Consider the following 17,829-nt stretch of genomic DNA (forward strand, 5'->3'; position numbering starts at 1 on the left):
TATCCTAAATGCATGAAAATGCGGCGCGTACCGTGACTTCAGCGGCGCTTTTCTCCATCATCGCCGTCAGTCAGGCGCTAACAGCAGGAAAGTATGATGATTTCACGTTCAGTTCGTCTTATCTCCCCCTCCGGTTACTGTCACAATCAGCCTGCGGCGCTGCAGGGCATTGCACGACTGCGCGCGGCCGGCCATCAGGTAGAGAACGAGCAGGTGATCACCCGCCGTTTTCAGCGCTTCGCCGGAACGGACGCGGAGCGCCTGGCGGATATTAACCAGCTTGCCAGCCTCAGCACGCTGCCCGATGTGGTGCTGGTGGTGCGTGGCGGTTATGGTGCCAGCCGGTTACTGGAGTCCATCGACTACATCGGCCTGCAACGCCGGCTGCTGAATCAGCCGCTGGCGCTGTGCGGCCACAGCGACTTCACCGCGATTCAGCTGGCGCTGCTGGCGCAGGTCGGCCTGATTACCTTCAGCGCACCGATGCTGGCCGGTAACTTCGGCGCCGCGACCTTATCTGAATTTACCCTTCACCACTTCTGGCAGGCACTGACTTCACCTACAGTAGAGGTGACATGGCAAAGCGAAACGCCTGATGAGGGCGAATGGCAGGGTACGCTGTGGGGCGGGAATCTGGCGATGATCTGCTCACTGATTGGCACGCCGTGGATGCCGCAGTTAGAGAACGGCATTCTGGTGATTGAGGATGTGAATGAGCATCCGTTCCGCATTGAACGCATGCTGATTCAGCTGCAGCAGAGCGGCATTCTGGCGCGACAGCGGGCGATCGTTACCGGTAGCTTCACCAGCACAGCCCTGACAGAATATGACAACGGGTTTGACTTCAGCACCGTCTGGCAGCGACTGCGTGACACCACCGGTCTGCCGCTGATTTGTGGATTAGATTTTGGTCATGCCGCTGACACCGTAACACTGCCTTTGGGTGCCAGCGCACGATTAGCGGTCAGCCAGGGCCACGCCCGTTTGCAGGCGACCGGGCATCCCGTCCTGCGGGAATAGCGTTTGTTTCAGGAGATCGACATTGAAGCCGTTGTATGACGATTTGTGGATCTCAACCCCGGAATTTCCGGTGGAAGATGCCGTTAATGACCTGATGATGCATGGCTTTATGCTGCGTCACCCGCGCGGCAATCTGTTGATTGGCCGCGTAGAAAATCCGCTCGATCATGAAGTCATGGCCGATACCGGCGGCGTGATCCGCCACTATCTTACCCACTGGCATGAATCCGCGCCCGGTGCGGCGCTGATCCAGCAGCGCTTCAGCAGCGCACTTTACTGCCATAGCCGATCGCTGGGACCCATCAGCCGTTTTGCTGAGCCTGATGACACCTTTTCGCAGCAGGAAACGCACTTCGGGGATTTCCATCTGCTGCCAACGCCAGGACACACACCGGGCAGTTGCAGCTATCTCTACACCTCGCCGCTGGGGCTGACCTATCTGTTTGTTGGCGATACCGTGACGCGTTCGCATGACCGCTGGATTACGGTGCTGGTGCCGGACAGTAATCCGGCTGAGCTGAGTCAGACGCTGGAGTTTTACCGCTCCCTGCGTCCCGACGTGGTGCTCATGAGTACCACGCGCGGGCATCTCTCCTGGAAAAAAGTCACGCTGCAGAGCTGGCTGGCCGCCATTGATGAAGCTGAACAGCATCCGCTGGATTTGCGACAGCAACCGTTGTTCTGATTACAGGGCTTTCGTCAGATAGTGGCGCTGATGATGCCGCGGATAGTTATCCAGGCTGAAGCGCAGCGTATAGCCGAGCTTTTCATAAAACGGCCGCGCCTGAAAACTGGCGGTATCCACCTGGGCAAAGCGGCAGCCGCGATCCCGCGCCTCCTGCTCTGCCGCCTGCATCAGCTTGCTGCCCGCCCCCTGCCCGCGAAGCGCCTCACTCACCCACAGCATATCAATCCGCAGCCAGTTTCCGGCGGTTGATCCGGTCAGTCCGGCCAGCTTTCTGCCCTGGTCATCACGAATAAACACGCCAATCGATCTGATCTCATCAATATTAATATATTTGCTGTTGAATGCAGTCAGACCCAGCCTGACTTCATCCAGATCCTGCGTCGTGACCTTATCGGTAATCTCGGGTTGCATAGTGGCTCCGGGGGTTAAGTGTCGGAGTGCTGACGATCGTCGTAGCGCTCCAGGCTCAACGCATCAACATCGCGTTTTTCACTGCGGCTGCAGGGCAGCAGTTTATCGCTGTCGCGGTAGACAAAAAAGGTCGCCTGGCTGCGCTGGTTCACAATCAGCTGATCGCCATTGCGAAAGCGGGTAATCGCCACCTTATCACCCGCCTCTAAACGGGTACGCTGCTGACCGGCGGCAATCTGGAAATGCCCCGGCGGCCACATTAACGTGGTTAAACCATATTCGGCACGCGAAACGGTCATGGTTGTCCGGCCGGGACAGTTAAGCTGAAATTCCGTCTCGCTCCAGGCGGGTGCGATGTGACAGGCCAGCAGGCCCAGGGCAATTAATGCTGCCTTCATGCTGTGTCTCCGCTGATTTTATTGAGGTTTTTTAGCTTAACACATCACAGGACAGAGAAGGGACGCGGGGTAACCCACAGCAAGACCATTGAAAGATAGAATCGGCGTGCGAAGAAATCTGAAAGTTGAGAAAAAATAAAGTAATCCGGCCAGCGTAACAGGCTGCCACACTGACCGGATATGATTATTCGGCTGCTACCTCGGCGGCCACTAACATCAGTGCCAGCCCGGCATTCTCGCTATCATAAGCCTGCATTGCTGCACGTATATCCGCTGAACAAGCGATCACCTGTTGCTTCTTATCGGCTTCTAACTGGTCAATCGCATGGCGAATAATCATTAGACTTGCTTCTTCTTCGTTCATCATTTATCCCTGAATTTGCCTAAGTGGTGCGCAAAGGAGCCAAGAATAACGTTTATTGATAAGCAAAGTCACCCTTTTACATTCCTGTTGCTTAACGATTAAACAAATCACAAACAGGAAGCGCAGCGTAAACTGCTATGATTAATTAATCAGTGACGCAGCAGGATAGACTCTGCGCCACGAAACTCCCAGGGATTGAAGCAGGTAGAAAATCATGATGCGTCTCAGCATTTTTATCCTCATCGCGATGGTGACTGGATGTTCATCTGGCCCGAAAGGGGTGGAATGTCCGGGTGAGGTCTCGACAATTTATGGTCAGTCGATGGGACAGACCCAGGGCGTGATTTTTGATCTGGTTAATAGCTTCACCGTGACCCGGGATAAGGTCAGCGTTAAGAGTGGCCCGCTGCAGTCGCTGGATCGCTTTAAATATGTTCCCTCCGCCGTCACGCCTGAGGGCTATTACGCGCAGCGCCTGTCAGACAAGCAGTTCCGCCTGATCAACCCTTACCAGGACACCCAAATCACCTGGACCTGTCCATAAGGGATGAATCCTGCTGCCAGATGGTTTATTGTCAGGAAACGTCAAGCAGCAGGTCTCCCCGATGGAAAAGCGTCTGGATAACAACGGTTATATCGACTTCCCCTTCCCCGCCACCCGCAATGCGGATGGCTCCGTGAATCCCTGTGGCTTTGATCTGACGCTGGAAACCGGTCGTCTTGAGGAGATCGCGGTGCTGAAACATTCAGTGAATCTGCGGCGGCTGGTCGAGGAGATCAATCTGCAGGAGGGGCTGTTTATGACCCTGGCCTGCGACTGGCAGCAGCAGGCAGATGCGGTCTGTGGCTTTATCGATGTGGCTTTTCGTCCCGACCTGCCGCAACACGGCTTTGAGGAGGCGCTGCAGCTGGAAGCGAACTTTTATCGCTACCTGACCGGGCAGGAGCAGCAACATCAGATGCCCGCGGAGACGCTGGTCAATTATGCCCGCTCGGTACTCGACTGGAGCTGGTCGCCGCTGCGCCAGCGTCAGCGCGATTATGAAAAGATCACTATTCAGTTCTATTGCCCGCAGGCGGATGACGCCGAATGGTGTTTTGATCATCTGCGTCACTTCCTGGTGAGCGTCTATCCGGCCTGCGTCGCAGCCCGTTCACTCTGATCCTCATTGCCCCGGAGTCGCTATGCGTTCTGCTGCGCTGTCTGCTGTCACGCTGTTCTGCTCACTGTTTTTTGCCGCTGCTGTCCAGGCCGATCGCTGCCAGCAAATTCGCGCCGGTCTGGATATCGGTTCCGGCACCACCAAAATTGCGGTAGCCCGTGTCAATGTCTGCCAGCTGCGCATCGAAAAGATGCTGTATCAGGATCAGCGCGCCGTGGCCTGGAACGAGGCCTTAGCGCACTCAACAGATAATCAGCTCAGCCCGGCGATGACTCAAGAAGGTGCCGCCGCCCTGCAGCAGCTTTTAACGCAGGCACAGCGCTTTCATCCACAGCGGATCAGCGGCGTTGCCACCGCGGTGTTCCGCAACGCCAGCAACGGTCAGGCGGTCATCGAACAGTTGCAGTGCCAGACCGGTGCGCAAATCAGCATCATCTCGCAGCAGCAGGAAGCGAAACTCGGTTTCCTCTCGGCCAAAGCCGCGCTTAACGATCCGGCGATCCGTGATGAGCAGCTGCTGGTCTGGGATATTGGTGGAGGATCGATGCAGATGACTGCCTGGCGACAGCAGGCGGGTAAGCCGGTTGCGGATATCTATCAGGGCAAACTGGCCTCGGTAACGCTGAAAAACTTTATTCTGACGGTGCTGAAGAACAGCCCGGAGGCCAGATCCCCCAACCCGATTGGCTCCTGGCGGCAGTCGGTACTGCGCTTTGTGCAATTTTATGCCGTTAATGAGGTCAGCCCGCAGATTAAACAGGATCTGGCGAGCCGTCAGGTCATTGGCATCGGCGGCGTCCATGGTTTTTCAATCCGCAATCAGTTACCGGGCAAACCCCATCGTTACAGCCTGACGGCATTAAGTCAGCTGTCGCAGCAGCAGGTCTGGAAAGGCGACAGTGAACTCCCGGGCGACTATCGGGCCACTGATGTCAGCAATCTCTTACTGGTTGAAGGTTATATGCAGGCGCTGAAAATTAATGAGGTCACGATTGTTGAGGCCAGTCTGATTCAGGGTGTATTGCTGCAGTAACGCAGCGTTTCCGCACTATGCTACACCTCAGGCTTAACCAGCCGGATAGCATGATCCAGCATCCGCTGCTCATCCCGTTCACTGTGCGCGCGCTGCTGACGTATACGTTTAAGCAGGTCGTAGATTTCGCCACGGCGGGTGTCATGGCCGCGCTCCGACAGCACAATGACCGCATCGCCAATGACCCGGCAGACTTCGTCATAGTCGTCATCATTCAGTGCATCACGTTTCATTGCTTATCCTCCGGCTGTAGCTTTAACTATGGCTGTGGCGGCGCCTGAGTGCGCCTCTCTTTCCAAAGGCTAGACAGTAAATCCCTTACCCGCAAACGCAGCGCCATTAACAGCCAGAAATGATTTTTTAGCCCATTTTCCTCCGCTGAAGGAGCAGAATTCACTATCTTTGCTACGCTTTGAGGGTCTCACTCAAAACCAAGGAGCAATAAATGTCAGGAAAAATCGAAGATAAAGTAAAAGAAGCCGCTGGCGCAGTTCAGGAACAATGGGGTGCAGCAACCGGTTCATCTGAGCATCAGGCTAAAGGCGCAGCACGCCGTTACACCAACCAGGCAAGCTATGCTGCCCGCGATGCTGCTGACTGTATCAAGGATCAGGTTCAATCCAATCCTGTTGCAGGTCTGGCCGTTGCTGCAGGCGTTGGCGTATTCATCGGCTTCCTGCTGGGCCGCAAGTAATCACGCTGAACGTCAACAGAACGGGAGCCACTGGCTTCCGTTTTTTTTGCCTGGATGCCTTCCGTCGGCTGAGAAACATCTGAAAGATAAGCCTTTTCAGGTCGGATTGCGGTAAGTATCTATGCTTAGTCTGGTTTCGTCTCTTTCTGACAACATCAAGGTGATCTTATGAAAACAATTCCTGCCCTGCTGCTGGTTGCAGCAACCTTAACCTCTCTGGCGGGCTGCTCGCAGAAGAGCGACGCGATTAAAGATGATGGCCGCCCTCATGCACCAAGCGGTCAGTCGTCACCGGGCGGTACGCTGGGTTCAGGCCCGGTGGGTCAGCCACAATCGTAATACCCTGCCCCGGCACACGTGCCGGGTTTTTTTTATCGTGTATTTTGCAATACATAGGGCTCATAGAATAATTCCGCTAATAATTAACCTGCTATTAGTTATGGCCGGAATTAGAAAATTTCCCATAGTTTCCTTTTTATAAGAATCATCCCATCTCTTTTTAATAATCCCTTACTTCCTTTACACAATTCTGTATATATACCCGGAATAAACAACATTAAAATTGTGGGAACAATTTAAACGAAATATCTACGGTCGCGAAAAAATAATCCTTAACAATGAACTTTAGCCGCAGAAATATTCTCTAATAACTCACAACACCTTTTGTTAAATATTATTGATACGTTCAAGAGAATTCAGACGTGAAGAAAAAAAGATTTATCTGATAGACCGACTTTTAACGCTCTATTCTCGATTTTCCAGCAGAACAAAACCACAGGCCTTGCACGACCTGGCCCCACAAACAGTGGTGATTTACTCCACCACGGCACTGGGCGACTTTCTGATGAATACGCCGGCTATCTGGAGCCTGAAAAATCGCTTTCCCACCAGCAAGTTTATTCTGGTTTCCAGCAAGAAAAATAAGGATCTTGTCAGCCGTTATAACTGGTTTGATAAGATCTATATCTGGGATAACAAACTGGCGAATTTTTTACCGTTGTTTTTCAAACTGCGCCGCCAGAAACCTGACCTGTCAGTAATATTACACGCCCATTTCCCCTACGATATTATGAGCTCGGTACTGACCGGCAGTAAGGTGATTGTGCGCGATCATTACGGCCGCGAGTCGCCTCTGCTAAATAAATATCTCGATCACTATTCAGGTTATTTTGATGACCATACCATCAAGCGTAAGCTGAAACTGATTGAAGTCCTGGGCGCAGAGACAGAGCAGACCCGGATGCACCTTCCAGAACTGAACAACAGTCCGACTGCAAAGGCTGACCATCGCCGTATCGGTTTTCAGTTAGGGGCATCAAAAGATATTCGCCGCTGGCCGCTGGCCTCCTTTAACCAGCTGGCGACAGCCTTGCTTGAACGCTGGCCTGACACGGAAATTATCGTTACCGGCACCGCCGCTGAGCAGCCTCTTGAGCAGGAATTTATTGAAAGCCTGCCACTGCACTGCCGTCAGCGTGTGACGCCGATGGCGGGTAAAACGAATCTCAGCGGCCTGATTAGCCTGATTCGCACGCTGGATGTGCTGGTTACCGGGGACACCGGTCCACTGCACATCGCCGTGGCCGCGCAGACGCCGACGGTCAGCCTGTTCTCCACCGCCAATCCGCGCTATACCGGTCCCTGCCAGGACAGCGATCGCCACATCATTATTCATCGCCCGGATAAAACCTCCTCAACACATCCGATGGCAACGATCAAGGCCGATGAGGTCGGGCAGGCCGTGGCGAAGCTGGTGGGGTAATGAACGACCTTTCTCAATCCATCATTGCGCTGATTGAGCATCACAATCAGCCAACCGCACTGGGCTGGTTCCGGAAAGTGGATCGGACGGGATTTCATCTGCAGCAGTTACCGCTGAGTGAGGTGGATTTTGCCATTCTGATGAGTGACTTTTTTATCACTTTCGGCGTCTGTTCAGAACAGTATGATGAAGCCCGCTATTTTCCGGAGCCGCGCCGACGTCGCTTTGCAGTGGCAAGCTGGTTTACTGCGGGCACAGCACAGCCTTATCGTCCACTGACGGTCGCCATGCTGTGTGAAGCGGCCAGACTGGGACGCTGGCCTGAAGAGGATTACTGAGTAATGGTATGGGCGAAGGCGTCATAGACCTCGCTGCTGCTCAGCGCGTTGACCTCACGTGACGCCGGTTGCAGCACCTGATAATTAACCTGCCACGGGTGCCAGCACGCCGGATCGCTGTCGCCAAACAGCGCGACAACCGGCAATCCCAGCGCCGCACCTATGTGCATTGCCCCGCCATCACTGCTCACCAGCCCCTGACACAACGACATTGCTGCAATTAACTGCGGCAGGCTGGTGGTAGCCACCGCCTTGATCGGCAGATGCGGGCAGAGCGCCATAATTTCACGCGCTTTTTCATCATCTCCCGGATGACGCGGATTATCACGGCTGCCAGGTGACCAGAGCAGCATAATCTGGCAGGGATGACGCGCCGCGATTTTTTCAGCCAGCCCGGCAAACCGCGCGGCTTCCCATTGCTGGCTCGGCTTGCGGGCGCTGATTTGCAATGCATAGACCGGAACAGCGGGATCAATCGCACAGGTGTCACGCAGGCTGGCCGCGATTGCCGCATCCGGCAGCAGCGTCAGTTTGCCTGGCGCTGTGACGCTGAGATTGAAAGGCCGCCCCAGGCTAAACAGGGTTTCACTGATATGACACGGCGACTGGCTGGGTGGCGGCAACAGATCGGTAATCAGCGGATGGGGATGGCCCAGTGCGATCACTCTGGCGGGACGCACTGTTTTAACCCACTTCAGGCCATGCTGATCCCAGCGGCTTTTTGCCAGAATCACCACATCGTAACGCTGTTTTTTCAGCGTCAGCATCAGCTTCAGTCGCTGTAAGAGACAAGCCAGTCGTCCCTGCCCTGCCTCACGGTGATGCAGTTTGGTGTAATAGAAGAGCTGCCGGATATCGGGATTATGCTGCAACACTGGCGCAGCGTAATTGTTAGTCAGCACGTCGACCTGATGCTGCCCCGACTGCGCCAGCGCACTGATCAGCGGCGTGGTCAGTAAGGTGTCGCCAATATTATCCCGACAAATAATTAAAACCCGCATGTCTGACATCCTCTGCGCACAGGCTAAACATGAAACACATCACAGCGTTTCCCGTTGATGGGATAAACGTGACGGCATACGTCAGCCATTAGTCAGCGTGGATTGCGGATGGTTCCCTGACGGGAACAGCAGAAATAGATCTGGCTGGGGAGAGAGAAGACAGGCGGCAGAGCTGACAGAACAAGAAAAGAAGCATGCCCCATCCGGCGCTTATCTCCGGCACTCGTAATGGCTTAGCTCTTGAAGGGGCGTAAGAATCATCTCATTATGCGGCACGGCGGACTTAACAATAATTGCTACTGTGACTATTAACCTGCAAAGCAGTTTACGCCAGCCTGCCTGGTGGACAATCGCTGAGCCTCGTGTCAGGGAACGGGTTTTACGCTTTGGTTGATATCGTATTTAACGACAGTCTGTCACCATCCGCGCTCGGTAAAAAAACTGCGCCAGCAAGAAGGAGACCCGGTGCCTTATAAGTATTTTATTTATATCATCACCATACTGGCGATCTTGCTGAGTTATCTGACCTTACCGGGTATCCTTGATCAGGTAAGAAACAATCCGCAAATTGCCTATCTGACTGCACATCCCGACACCGCGTTTACGCTGTTCAGTCAGTGTCAGCGTAAAGTGACGGATGTGACCCGTTGTTACAATGCCTACAGCGCCGCGGTAGCGCTTGCAGAAAGGCATAACTGTTCTGATGACGGACTGAAACTCAGATTCAGATTCAAACGGCTGACTGAACATGCCGCAGACGACGTGATTAAAGCTGAATTGAAAAAAGACTGTCCAGACCGCGACAGGCCAGATTCACGTTTCCCGACTCGATAACGTCAGAGAAAGAATTAAATGGCACACTGTGAGGAACCCTCTCCTTTCGGTGTCAAAGAGAAGCGGGCTCCCTTAAAACCGGTTTAACTAACTCTTATGTCAGTGAGTGCCGGTCCAGCGCAGGCATTCGACCAGGACAATAGCGACCGCAACTAAAGCAAGCGTGACAAAGATTTGTTTCCACATCCCTACCGCCAGAAAAAACACTTCACGTTCGTCACGAATCTGTTTCTCCATGGCCTGCATTGTTTCCTGATGCAGTTGGCAAATAAATTTCAAATCTTCACCCTGTCTCACTTCATCCAGCCCTCAAACTGGCCATTTTGCATTAATGCGACTTTACCGTTTTTGTAAAAAATCACATTACTGATACCTGTCGCAAAGACCTGATTCCCCTTATTTTCTTCAGTCATTACGGCCGGTTTACCGTCTATGCTCACAATGCCCAGTTTATCGCGGGAGACGACCACGTCTTTATACCGCCACGTTTTGGCAGCAGACTTATGCGCTTCCTGGGCGAACTGTGCATTTTCCAGAGCCTGTTTCCCGGCTACGTCCACCATCGCCACCTGGCGGTTCTGTTCAGCCAGATAGCACGCATCACGGATTACGCCTTGTGCTTCGCTCCCGGCCATACGAGACGCGGAAGACGAGCAGCCGGTTAGCGCAAGTAATGCACTTACAATCAAAAATTTTTTCATGTTACAGCCCTATTTTGCTTCAAACGTTAATGAAATTTCGTCAGGCATGCCCGCAGGTAATGGCAGGAAGTAAGCATGTTTAGTTGCCGGCAGGTCGACGTCACAAAACAAAGGCTCATAGCCCTGTGCTTTAACATTTGTCATTCATTGCTGGCGCTTTACTCTGGCCCTGGGCTCGGAGGTTCACCACATGGCTTCCTGCTGTAGGTATCAATGGATAAACCGTCCAGAATTTCAGTTGCGCAACTGTGAGCGCATGCTTTTTATGCTGTGTGACTAACTCAGTGCCATTTTCATGCACCATCAACCACGCTTTAACTTTTTAAGTATTCATCACATCTCTGCCTCAATTGCTTGCGATAATGCTGCGACGCTCAAAAATGAATAAACCCAGCATGAAAACAGTACATGCCGCCAGAAGAGCCCTTTCACTCCAGCGCATTAACCGCGCGCTATTAATCAATCCATTACTCTGATAAAAAATGAAAACCTGGCAAATTCCCAAAGTTCTGAATAGCGAGCCCTTGCGCAATAAGCAATAACGTTATTGCCAGACAGAACGCCAGAAGCCGAATAAACCTAACCAATTATTACAGCGCCAATAAACCAGAATTAACCCCTGGTGTTCACATTCCACTTGTTCACGCTGACAACACCGACTAAAACAGCCCGCCGAAGCGGGCCATTTTCAGAAGTCCCCGTGTACGCCTGCGCCTGCCATCCAGCCACCGTAAGAATCGGTAGAAGCCTGGATGGATACGGCAGAGTGTTCGGTTACACCTTTCTGAATGCCAGCCGCGAAGCCTGCACCTTCGCCGTTTGCAGTGCCGGTAGAAAGCGCCCAGCTATTATGATTCGCATCAAAATGCAGTGAAGACATAGCCGCGGCATTATCGCCAATTTGCTTAATTTTCTTGCTGTTTTCATCGATGCGATCTGCGTTGTGCCTGATGCTTTTCTCAGCGCTATTGAGGCGTGCGCTATTTTGATCAATGCGAGCGCTGTTGTGCTGAATACTTTCTCGGTTTGTACTGATGGCTTGTCCATTGGTATCAATACGCGCAGCGTTGTACTGAATAGCCTGTCCGTTTGTGTTAATACGAGCGCTGTTGGTCTGGATGCTTTCGCGATTAATACTAATATCCTGCCCTTCAGCATCAATGCGAGCTGCATTAGTCTGGATGCTTTCACGATTAGCACTAATATCCTGCCCGTCAGTATCGGTGCGAGCTGCATTGTGCTGAATAGCAACCGGAACAGACTGAGTCGAATGCGACTGCATTTCGGTAACGGCTGCGCGGTAGGTGCTGCCGGTAATGGCTGGCGTTTTAACCGGCATTGCCTGCGGGATCTGCTGTGGTGCAACAGGCACCTTCTGGACGATCGGCACGGACTGTGGACGTGGAGGCGTTGCCTGCGGAACCTGCTGCGGTGCAACAGGCACCTTCTGGGCGACCGGCATGGACTGCGGACGTGGCGGTATTGCCTGTGGAACCTGCTGCGGTGCGACAGGCTCCTTCTGGGCAACCGGCACGGACTGTGGACGCGGCGGTGTGGCCTGCGGAACCTGCTGCGGTGCGACAGGCACCTTCTGGGCAACTGGCACGGACTGTGGACGTGGAGGCGTTGCCTGCGGAACCTTCTGCGGTGCGACAGGCACCTTCTGGGCGACCGGCACGGACTGTGGACGCGGTGGCGTTGCCTGCGGATGTGGCATCGGCAGCGTGGCCTGCGGGATTTTCTGCGGAGCCAGAACCGGAACAGACTGAGCCGGATGCGCCTGCATTCCGGTAACGGCCGCGCGATAGGAGCTGCCGGTAATGGCTGGCGTCTTAACCGGTGTTGCCTGCGGAACCTGCTGCGGCGCAACCGGAATCTTTTGCGGTCTGGCTTGAGGTGTGGCCTGTGGGATCGCCATTGGCGCAACAGAATTACCTAAATCGAAGGAATAATTCATATTGTGGCTGTGCTCAATACGTTTGAATTCCGCCTGTTGTTCAGAATTCATCGTTGCCCAGACATCGCGAGCGACATCATTGTCCATATGCCCGGCAGCAATAGTGTTATATAGGCTTTGCACTGGTCCCGAGAAGACAACGTTCGCATTTGCACTGGTTGTCATGGATCCGCTGCAGATCGCACAAATAGCCACAGCTATAATCGATTTCTTCATTAATATGAACTCGCTAAAGTTGATTTATGTCAAGATTTGTAAATCACAAACGGATATCTGTCTTCTGGCCCGCCAGCCATTTGATCAGAATCCCTGAAAGGCCTCATCTTAACGGACGAGGCCTTTTTACATTGGGTTAAAATCCTTTATTCACTTACTAAAATCTGCACCTTATATTTTTAAGCAACGCCGTTTCTTTATTTTAAATACCTGACGTTGATTGCTCTTAAGTCTGCTCCCCTTTCGACTCACCCGTCATTCCGATGAACCTTAGATTTTATCCTGACAATTACTAAAAAAACCTTAGTAAGTCAGAAAACATAATGATTTCTTCAGAAGCCAGACCAGAGTGATTAAAACTATTCTGTGCCTTGCTTCGTAACGCTATGCTGCTTAAAAATCGAAAAATTAAATATCGCCATCCTTCTTAAGGTTCCGATTTAAGAATGTGTTTAATAAACTGACGCTTTTGTAATCGATTACAATAATATTAACAATCTACGTTCAGCGATAAAAATTGTGAACGAATTGATTGATCCCTCTCAAAGCCTAAGGGATTGATGTGAGCGCCTGACTTTTTTTACTAACCACATAAAGTGCCTCATAAACAGGTCAGTTATTCAAAATTCTTAGTAAATTAAGATCTATGATAATAAATGTGAAAGCGATTACAAATAGCGATCCCGCTGCATCGTGTCACTAATGACGGGCAATCTACGCCTCAACATCTCAATGAAATATGATCCTGATCAATGTTGCATATCGGGCAAATGAATGCGATTACACGCAAGTTTTAATCACTTGTTTTGCAAAGAGAATTATTGTACAAAAAATGCTATTTGACACCCGATGTTATACATCAGAGCTTATCTGACTCGGTTTTCTCAGGTTCAGTTACGTTGAGAATGGGTCAATCGAGTGATCAAAAACAGAAGGTGTTGAGGCAACGATTTTCCTGGATCCTATGCTTTCTTTTCCAGGTTGTACCCTGGCGTATTTTCATTACCGAAACGCATTCTGTGATGGAAAGCATTATGAGCAGTATCCGGTTTTCTTCCGCCTGTTTAACGGCTTCAACCGGAGAGACCAGCATCGTATTGTGGCTGAACGCTTTCCACTTTCAGCAGAACCGTTCTGCGCTAAGAGATCTTTAACCGCTGCTATGATGGCTGCTCTGACTAAATATCGGGTTCATTTCAGGCACACCATATCTCTTGCCATCATCTGATGCAGGATTAGGGTTACTTTACTCACAATGCAGTCTTTAAAAGCGCGCAAGAACAGTGAAATAACCTGGCCAGATGACAGCCAATATTCCACGTATAACACTCTCTTTCTGAACGTCGTTATTGTGCACAAGGGCTCGATTATCGAAACTGCTGGGCCATAGCTCTCAGAAGATGACGAATGTTGCAAAAATGATCGCGGAGAGGAGTGGAGAGTCGTGGAGCGGTTATTTTGAAATAGTTTTGGGGAAGAGTTTTGGGGAAAGAAGGCGTGAAACAAAAAGCCAACACGATTTTTACATTCGTGTTGGCTGTATGTTACGTATTGCAGATTACATATTTTCGATGATCGCGTCACCAAACTCTGAACATTTCAGCAGTTTAGCGCCATCCATCAGGCGTTCGAAATCGTAAGTCACGGTCTTGTTAGCGATAGCGCCTTCAACACCTTTAACAATCAGGTCAGCCGCTTCGAACCACTCCATGTGACGCAGCATCATTTCTGCGGACAGAATAATTGAACCTGGGTTCACTTTATCCTGACCTGCATACTTAGGTGCTGTGCCGTGGGTCGCTTCGAACAGCGCACACTCGTCACCGATGTTGGCGCCTGGAGCGATACCAATACCGCCAACCTGCGCTGCCAGAGCGTCAGAGATGTAGTCACCGTTCAGGTTCATACAGGCGATAACGTCATACTCAGCCGGACGCAGCAGGATCTGTTGCAGGAACGCATCAGCAATCACATCTTTAACGATGATCTCTTTGCCGGTGTTCGGGTTTTTGAACTTCATCCACGGGCCGCCGTCGATCAGTTCGCCGCCGAACTCTTCTTTCACTAACTGGTATCCCCAGTCTTTGAAAGAGCCTTCGGTGAACTTCATGATGTTGCCTTTGTGAACCAGGGTCAGTGAATCACGATCGTTAGTGATGGTGTATTCCACTGCCGCGCGCACCAGACGTTTGGTGCCCGCTTCTGAACACGGCTTAACGCCGATACCGCACTGCTCAGGGAAGCGAATTTTCTTCACGCCCATCTCTTCGCGCAGGAACTTGATCACTTTGTCCGCTTCGGCAGAGCCCGCTTTCCACTCGATACCGGCATAAATATCTTCGGAGTTTTCACGGAAGATCACCATGTCGGTCTCTTCAGGACGTTTAACCGGGCTTGGCGTGCCTTTGTAGTAACGTACCGGACGCAGGCAGACGTAGAGGTCAAGCTCCTGACGCAGGGCCACGTTCAGTGAACGAATACCGCCGCCGACCGGGGTGGTCAGTGGGCCTTTAATGGCCACGCGATATTCTTTGATTAAGTCGAGAGTTTCCTGTGGCAGCCAGACGTCCTGGCCGTAGAGTTCAACTGACTTCTCACCGGTGTAAATCTCCATCCAGGAGATCTTACGCTCGCCGTTGTAGGCTTTCTTCACCGCCGCATCGACGACTTTCAGCATTACCGGGGAAACATCAACACCGATACCGTCACCCTCAATGTAAGGAATGACCGGATTGTTTGGCACTGTGAGCTTGCCCTGATTCAGGGTGATTTTCTGACCTTCCGCCGGAACAACTACTTTGCTTTCCATTAACCTCTCCTGGGCGTTTGTTAATGATTTGTAAGATGCGCGTCAATACTACTTGAATATTTCCGCCACGCCAATCACCGCAATTTCACGTTATAATGCGCCGAATGTTTCTGACTGCAAAGCCCATGCGAAAAACTTCTCAACGAATTCACCAGGATAAACGATTCAGCCGCCCGACGCGTGATGCGCGGCGTTCCCCTGCCCGCCCTGCGGCTCCGCGCCGCGTGATTCTGTTTAACAAACCGTTCGACGTGTTACCGCAATTCACCGATGAAGCGGGCCGCCGAACACTGAAGGATTTTGTCAGCGTCGCAGAAGTTTATGCCGCAGGTCGCCTCGACCGCGACAGCGAAGGATTGATGGTGCTGACCAACGACGGCGCGCTGCAGGCTGCGCTGACTCAGCCCGGCAAACGCACAGGTAAGATCTATTATGTGCAGGTGGAAGGCGAGCCACAGGAGACGGATCTGCAGCCTTTGCGGGATGGGGTTAATCTGAAAGATGGGTTGACGCTGCCCGCGGGCGTAGAAAAAGTGGCTGAACCTGAGTGGCTCTGGCCACGTCAGCCACCCATCCGCGAACGTAAAAACATCCCGACGCAGTGGCTGAAAATCACGCTGTATGAAGGCCGAAATCGACAGGTTCGCCGGATGACCGCCCACATTGGCTTTCCCACATTGCGATTGATCCGGTACGCGATGGGGAGTTATTCGCTGGACGATCTGGCTCCGGGCGCGTGGCGCGAACTCAGTGAAAGTGCTCTCTGAAAACCGGTTTTTTATAACCTCAGGTTAACAATTGCGGAGAAGTGATGTTTAAACCTCATGTTACTGTCGCCTGTCTGGTTCAGGCAGAAGGTGAATTACTGGTGGTGGAAGAGACGATCAACGGTCGCCCCACCTGGAACCAGCCCGCCGGGCATCTTGAAGCGGATGAAACTCTGCTGGAAGCCGCAGAGCGCGAACTCTATGAAGAGACTGGCATCGCCACACCGATGCACTATTTCATCGCGATTAACCAGTGGATCGCGCCCGACAATACGCCTTTTGTGCGTTTTCTGTTTGGCGTGGATCTGGCGGAAAAAGCACCAACCCAGCCGCAGGACAGCGACATCGATTGCTGCTGGTGGTTGCCGCCAGCGCAGATTCTCACTGCCTCTAACCTGCGTTCGCCGCTGGTCGCGGAAAGCGTACGCCTGTGGCAACAGGGCACCCGCTACCCGCTACATCTGGTCAGCCCGTTCCGGTGGCCGTTTCACGAGGGTGCGCGGCTGCCTTCTGCATGATAGAATGCGCCGCCTGTTTTTTTATCGTAATGCGAGCGTGTCATGTCTGACAACAGCCAGAAAAAAGTGATCGTCGGTATGTCCGGCGGCGTCGATTCTTCCGTTTCCGCCTGGTTACTGCAACAGCAGGGTTACCAGGTTGAAGGCCTGTTCATGAAGAACTGGGAGGAGGACGATGGCGAGGAGTATTGTACCGCCGCGGACGATCTGGCGGATGCGCAAGCGGTGTGCGACAAGCTGGGTATGAAGCTGCACAAAGTTAACTTTGCCGCTGAATACTGGGATAACGTCTTTGAGCATTTCCTCGAAGAGTACAAAGCGGGCCGCACGCCCAACCCCGATATCCTCTGCAACAAAGAGATCAAATTCAAAGCGTTCCTGGAGTTCGCGGCTGAGGATCTTGGCGCAGACTTTATCGCCACCGGTCACTACGTGCGTCGTCAGGACGTGGCCGGCCAGAGCCAGCTGTTGCGCGGTCTGGATGGCAACAAAGATCAGAGCTACTTCCTCTATACCCTGAGCCACCAGCAGATTGCTCAAAGTCTGTTCCCGGTTGGTGAACTGGAAAAGCCGGAGGTGCGCCGCATTGCCGAACAGCTCGACCTTATCACCGCGAAGAAGAAAGATTCCACCGGCATCTGCTTTATCGGTGAGCGCAAATTCCGCGACTTCCTGGCGCGCTATCTCCCGGCTCAGCCTGGCGAAATAGAAACCACCGAAGGCCAGATCGTCGGTGAACATCAGGGGCTGATGTACCATACTCTGGGACAGCGTAAAGGCCTGGGTATTGGCGGTCTGAAAGAGAGCAAAGATGATCCCTGGTATGTGGTCGACAAAGATGTGGCGCGTAACCGCCTGATTGTCGCCCAGGGCGGCGATCATCCGCGTCTGATGTCCGTCGGCCTGATTGCGCAGCAGCTGCACTGGGTTGATCGCCAGCCGATAACCGCCCCGCTTCGCTGCACTGTTAAAACCCGCTATCGTCAGACCGATATTCCCTGTGAGATTATTCCACACGGCGACGATCGGATTGAGGTGCGTTTCGACGAGCCGGTTGCAGCGGTGACGCCGGGTCAGTCTGCGGTGTTTTACCTTGGCGAGGTCTGCCTCGGTGGCGGTATTATCGAACAGCGTCTGCCGTTAGTGGCGGAGTAA

At 52.6% G+C, this 17,829-nt stretch carries 22 protein-coding genes; 13 read left to right on the forward strand and 9 right to left on the reverse strand.

All coding sequences use genetic code 11. From position 1 onward, the window contains the following. The first annotated feature begins 96 nt into the window (after window positions 1-96). Together ldcA and ACR8BN_RS11545 are read left to right on the forward strand one after the other, a co-directional pair. Complete coding sequence (ldcA, locus tag ACR8BN_RS11540; protein WP_434747584.1) at window positions 97-1,020, forward strand: muramoyltetrapeptide carboxypeptidase; 924 nt, start codon at window positions 97-99, stop codon at window positions 1,018-1,020. 22 nt (window positions 1,021-1,042) lie between these two features. Then, window positions 1,043-1,705, forward strand: a complete 663-nt coding sequence (locus tag ACR8BN_RS11545; protein WP_010246210.1) for an MBL fold metallo-hydrolase — start codon at window positions 1,043-1,045, stop codon at window positions 1,703-1,705. Here the strand turns inward: ACR8BN_RS11545 and ACR8BN_RS11550 are convergent, their stop codons facing one another. The 3 genes from ACR8BN_RS11550 to ACR8BN_RS11560 all read right to left on the reverse strand — a co-directional run bounded on the left by ACR8BN_RS11550 (window position 1,706) and on the right by ACR8BN_RS11560 (window position 2,881). Next, window positions 1,706-2,119, reverse strand: coding sequence for a GNAT family N-acetyltransferase (locus tag ACR8BN_RS11550; RefSeq protein WP_010669877.1), 414 nt, complete (start codon window positions 2,117-2,119; stop codon window positions 1,706-1,708). Between the two features lie 14 nt (window positions 2,120-2,133). Continuing rightward, the gene (locus tag ACR8BN_RS11555) at window positions 2,134-2,517 is read right to left on the reverse strand and encodes a hypothetical protein (protein WP_010246217.1); all 384 of its coding nucleotides are present in this window, start codon (window positions 2,515-2,517) and stop codon (window positions 2,134-2,136) included. A 184-nt stretch (window positions 2,518-2,701) separates the two neighbouring features. Beyond that, the gene (locus ACR8BN_RS11560) at window positions 2,702-2,881 is read right to left on the reverse strand and encodes a hypothetical protein (RefSeq protein WP_010246220.1); all 180 of its coding nucleotides are present in this window, start codon (window positions 2,879-2,881) and stop codon (window positions 2,702-2,704) included. Window positions 2,882-3,095: 214 nt separating this feature from the next. On the opposite strand from ACR8BN_RS11560, the gene ACR8BN_RS11565 reads away from it, so the two are divergent. From ACR8BN_RS11565 to ACR8BN_RS11575, 3 genes are all read left to right on the forward strand, one after another. Then, the gene (locus tag ACR8BN_RS11565; protein WP_115758557.1) at window positions 3,096-3,425 is read left to right on the forward strand and encodes a hypothetical protein; all 330 of its coding nucleotides are present in this window, start codon (window positions 3,096-3,098) and stop codon (window positions 3,423-3,425) included. A 61-nt stretch (window positions 3,426-3,486) separates the two neighbouring features. Then, window positions 3,487-4,044 carry a hypothetical protein gene (locus ACR8BN_RS11570; RefSeq protein ID WP_033786040.1) on the forward strand — a complete coding sequence of 186 codons (558 nt, stop codon included), beginning with the start codon at window positions 3,487-3,489 and terminating at the stop codon, window positions 4,042-4,044. Between the two features lie 22 nt (window positions 4,045-4,066). Continuing rightward, window positions 4,067-5,077 (forward strand): Ppx/GppA phosphatase family protein, encoded by a 1,011-nt coding sequence (locus ACR8BN_RS11575; RefSeq protein ID WP_434746955.1) that lies wholly within the window; start codon window positions 4,067-4,069, stop codon window positions 5,075-5,077. 20 nt (window positions 5,078-5,097) lie between these two features. Here the strand turns inward: ACR8BN_RS11575 and ACR8BN_RS11580 are convergent, their stop codons facing one another. Beyond that, on the reverse strand, window positions 5,098-5,310 hold the full coding sequence (locus ACR8BN_RS11580; RefSeq protein WP_039391636.1) for a DUF2767 family protein: 213 nt from the start codon (window positions 5,308-5,310) through the stop codon (window positions 5,098-5,100). A 212-nt stretch (window positions 5,311-5,522) separates the two neighbouring features. Between ACR8BN_RS11580 and ACR8BN_RS11585 the strand changes: the two genes are divergently transcribed. From ACR8BN_RS11585 to ACR8BN_RS11600, 4 genes are all read left to right on the forward strand, one after another. After that, a complete protein-coding gene (locus ACR8BN_RS11585) occupies window positions 5,523-5,771 on the forward strand; it encodes a DUF883 family protein (protein ID WP_010246235.1) in 249 nt (82 codons plus the stop codon). Between the two features lie 168 nt (window positions 5,772-5,939). Beyond that, on the forward strand, window positions 5,940-6,110 hold the full coding sequence (locus ACR8BN_RS11590) for a hypothetical protein (protein WP_010246238.1): 171 nt from the start codon (window positions 5,940-5,942) through the stop codon (window positions 6,108-6,110). Window positions 6,111-6,615: 505 nt separating this feature from the next. Then, a complete protein-coding gene (locus tag ACR8BN_RS11595; RefSeq protein WP_434747585.1) occupies window positions 6,616-7,533 on the forward strand; it encodes a glycosyltransferase family 9 protein in 918 nt (305 codons plus the stop codon). Continuing rightward, the gene (locus ACR8BN_RS11600) at window positions 7,533-7,871 is read left to right on the forward strand and encodes a DUF1493 family protein (protein WP_039392512.1); all 339 of its coding nucleotides are present in this window, start codon (window positions 7,533-7,535) and stop codon (window positions 7,869-7,871) included. Before ACR8BN_RS11595 ends, ACR8BN_RS11600 begins: the two co-directional genes overlap by 1 nt. Here ACR8BN_RS11600 and ACR8BN_RS11605 read toward each other — a convergent pair. Beyond that, a complete protein-coding gene (locus ACR8BN_RS11605) occupies window positions 7,865-8,872 on the reverse strand; it encodes a glycosyltransferase family 9 protein (protein WP_109653237.1) in 1,008 nt (335 codons plus the stop codon). The genes ACR8BN_RS11600 and ACR8BN_RS11605 overlap by 7 nt on opposite strands. Window positions 8,873-9,262: 390 nt before the next feature. On the opposite strand from ACR8BN_RS11605, the gene ACR8BN_RS11610 reads away from it, so the two are divergent. Next, window positions 9,263-9,706: a hypothetical protein gene (locus ACR8BN_RS11610; protein ID WP_434746956.1), complete on the forward strand. Its 444-nt coding sequence runs from the start codon at window positions 9,263-9,265 to the stop codon at window positions 9,704-9,706. A 99-nt stretch (window positions 9,707-9,805) separates the two neighbouring features. Here ACR8BN_RS11610 and ACR8BN_RS11615 read toward each other — a convergent pair whose 3' ends face one another. From ACR8BN_RS11615 to icd, 4 genes are all read right to left on the reverse strand, one after another. Then, on the reverse strand, window positions 9,806-9,943 hold the full coding sequence (locus ACR8BN_RS11615; protein WP_161780613.1) for a hypothetical protein: 138 nt from the start codon (window positions 9,941-9,943) through the stop codon (window positions 9,806-9,808). A 56-nt stretch (window positions 9,944-9,999) separates the two neighbouring features. Then, window positions 10,000-10,407 (reverse strand): hypothetical protein, encoded by a 408-nt coding sequence (locus ACR8BN_RS11620; protein WP_434746957.1) that lies wholly within the window; start codon window positions 10,405-10,407, stop codon window positions 10,000-10,002. A 688-nt stretch (window positions 10,408-11,095) separates the two neighbouring features. Then, window positions 11,096-12,415 carry a hypothetical protein gene (locus ACR8BN_RS11625; protein ID WP_434746958.1) on the reverse strand — a complete coding sequence of 440 codons (1,320 nt, stop codon included), beginning with the start codon at window positions 12,413-12,415 and terminating at the stop codon, window positions 11,096-11,098. A gap of 1,723 nt (window positions 12,416-14,138) precedes the next feature. Then, window positions 14,139-15,389, reverse strand: a complete 1,251-nt coding sequence (gene icd, locus ACR8BN_RS11630) for an NADP-dependent isocitrate dehydrogenase (protein WP_010246256.1) — start codon at window positions 15,387-15,389, stop codon at window positions 14,139-14,141. A 104-nt stretch (window positions 15,390-15,493) separates the two neighbouring features. Here icd and rluE point away from each other — a divergent pair, with 104 nt between their 5' ends. Genes rluE through mnmA form a run of 3 tightly spaced genes read left to right on the forward strand, consistent with a single transcriptional unit; the run spans window position 15,494 to window position 17,829 of the window. After that, a complete protein-coding gene (gene rluE / locus ACR8BN_RS11635; RefSeq protein ID WP_031293006.1) occupies window positions 15,494-16,156 on the forward strand; it encodes a 23S rRNA pseudouridine(2457) synthase RluE in 663 nt (220 codons plus the stop codon). Between the two features lie 44 nt (window positions 16,157-16,200). Continuing rightward, window positions 16,201-16,674, forward strand: coding sequence for an NUDIX domain-containing protein (locus ACR8BN_RS11640; RefSeq protein WP_045140504.1), 474 nt, complete (start codon window positions 16,201-16,203; stop codon window positions 16,672-16,674). 42 nt (window positions 16,675-16,716) lie between these two features. Beyond that, complete coding sequence (mnmA, locus tag ACR8BN_RS11645) at window positions 16,717-17,829, forward strand: tRNA 2-thiouridine(34) synthase MnmA (RefSeq protein WP_010669869.1); 1,113 nt, start codon at window positions 16,717-16,719, stop codon at window positions 17,827-17,829.

The organism is Pantoea sp. Lu_F5_004 (genome assembly GCF_051136245.1).
GTDB lineage: Bacteria > Pseudomonadota > Gammaproteobacteria > Enterobacterales > Enterobacteriaceae > Pantoea > Pantoea agglomerans.

Bases quoted from the DNA above. Each gene is read 5' to 3' on its own strand.
- ldcA (WP_434747584.1), top strand. From the start codon at position 97: ATGATTTCACGTTCAGTTCGTCTTATCTCCCCCTCCGGTTACTGTCAC.
- ACR8BN_RS11550 (WP_010669877.1), bottom strand. From the start codon at position 2,119: ATGCAACCCGAGATTACCGATAAGGTCACGACGCAGGATCTGGATGAA.
- ACR8BN_RS11555 (WP_010246217.1), bottom strand. From the start codon at position 2,517: ATGAAGGCAGCATTAATTGCCCTGGGCCTGCTGGCCTGTCACATCGCA.
- ACR8BN_RS11560 (WP_010246220.1), bottom strand. From the start codon at position 2,881: ATGAACGAAGAAGAAGCAAGTCTAATGATTATTCGCCATGCGATTGAC.
- ACR8BN_RS11565 (WP_115758557.1), top strand. From the start codon at position 3,096: ATGATGCGTCTCAGCATTTTTATCCTCATCGCGATGGTGACTGGATGT.
- ACR8BN_RS11570 (WP_033786040.1), top strand. From the start codon at position 3,487: ATGGAAAAGCGTCTGGATAACAACGGTTATATCGACTTCCCCTTCCCC.
- ACR8BN_RS11575 (WP_434746955.1), top strand. From the start codon at position 4,067: ATGCGTTCTGCTGCGCTGTCTGCTGTCACGCTGTTCTGCTCACTGTTT.
- ACR8BN_RS11580 (WP_039391636.1), bottom strand. From the start codon at position 5,310: ATGAAACGTGATGCACTGAATGATGACGACTATGACGAAGTCTGCCGG.
- ACR8BN_RS11585 (WP_010246235.1), top strand. From the start codon at position 5,523: ATGTCAGGAAAAATCGAAGATAAAGTAAAAGAAGCCGCTGGCGCAGTT.
- ACR8BN_RS11590 (WP_010246238.1), top strand. From the start codon at position 5,940: ATGAAAACAATTCCTGCCCTGCTGCTGGTTGCAGCAACCTTAACCTCT.
- ACR8BN_RS11595 (WP_434747585.1), top strand. From the start codon at position 6,616: ATGAATACGCCGGCTATCTGGAGCCTGAAAAATCGCTTTCCCACCAGC.
- ACR8BN_RS11600 (WP_039392512.1), top strand. From the start codon at position 7,533: ATGAACGACCTTTCTCAATCCATCATTGCGCTGATTGAGCATCACAAT.
- ACR8BN_RS11605 (WP_109653237.1), bottom strand. From the start codon at position 8,872: ATGCGGGTTTTAATTATTTGTCGGGATAATATTGGCGACACCTTACTG.
- ACR8BN_RS11615 (WP_161780613.1), bottom strand. From the start codon at position 9,943: ATGGAGAAACAGATTCGTGACGAACGTGAAGTGTTTTTTCTGGCGGTA.
- ACR8BN_RS11620 (WP_434746957.1), bottom strand. From the start codon at position 10,407: ATGAAAAAATTTTTGATTGTAAGTGCATTACTTGCGCTAACCGGCTGC.
- ACR8BN_RS11625 (WP_434746958.1), bottom strand. From the start codon at position 12,415: ATGAATTCTGAACAACAGGCGGAATTCAAACGTATTGAGCACAGCCAC.
- icd (WP_010246256.1), bottom strand. From the start codon at position 15,389: ATGGAAAGCAAAGTAGTTGTTCCGGCGGAAGGTCAGAAAATCACCCTG.
- rluE (WP_031293006.1), top strand. From the start codon at position 15,494: ATGTTTCTGACTGCAAAGCCCATGCGAAAAACTTCTCAACGAATTCAC.
- ACR8BN_RS11640 (WP_045140504.1), top strand. From the start codon at position 16,201: ATGTTTAAACCTCATGTTACTGTCGCCTGTCTGGTTCAGGCAGAAGGT.
- mnmA (WP_010669869.1), top strand. From the start codon at position 16,717: ATGTCTGACAACAGCCAGAAAAAAGTGATCGTCGGTATGTCCGGCGGC.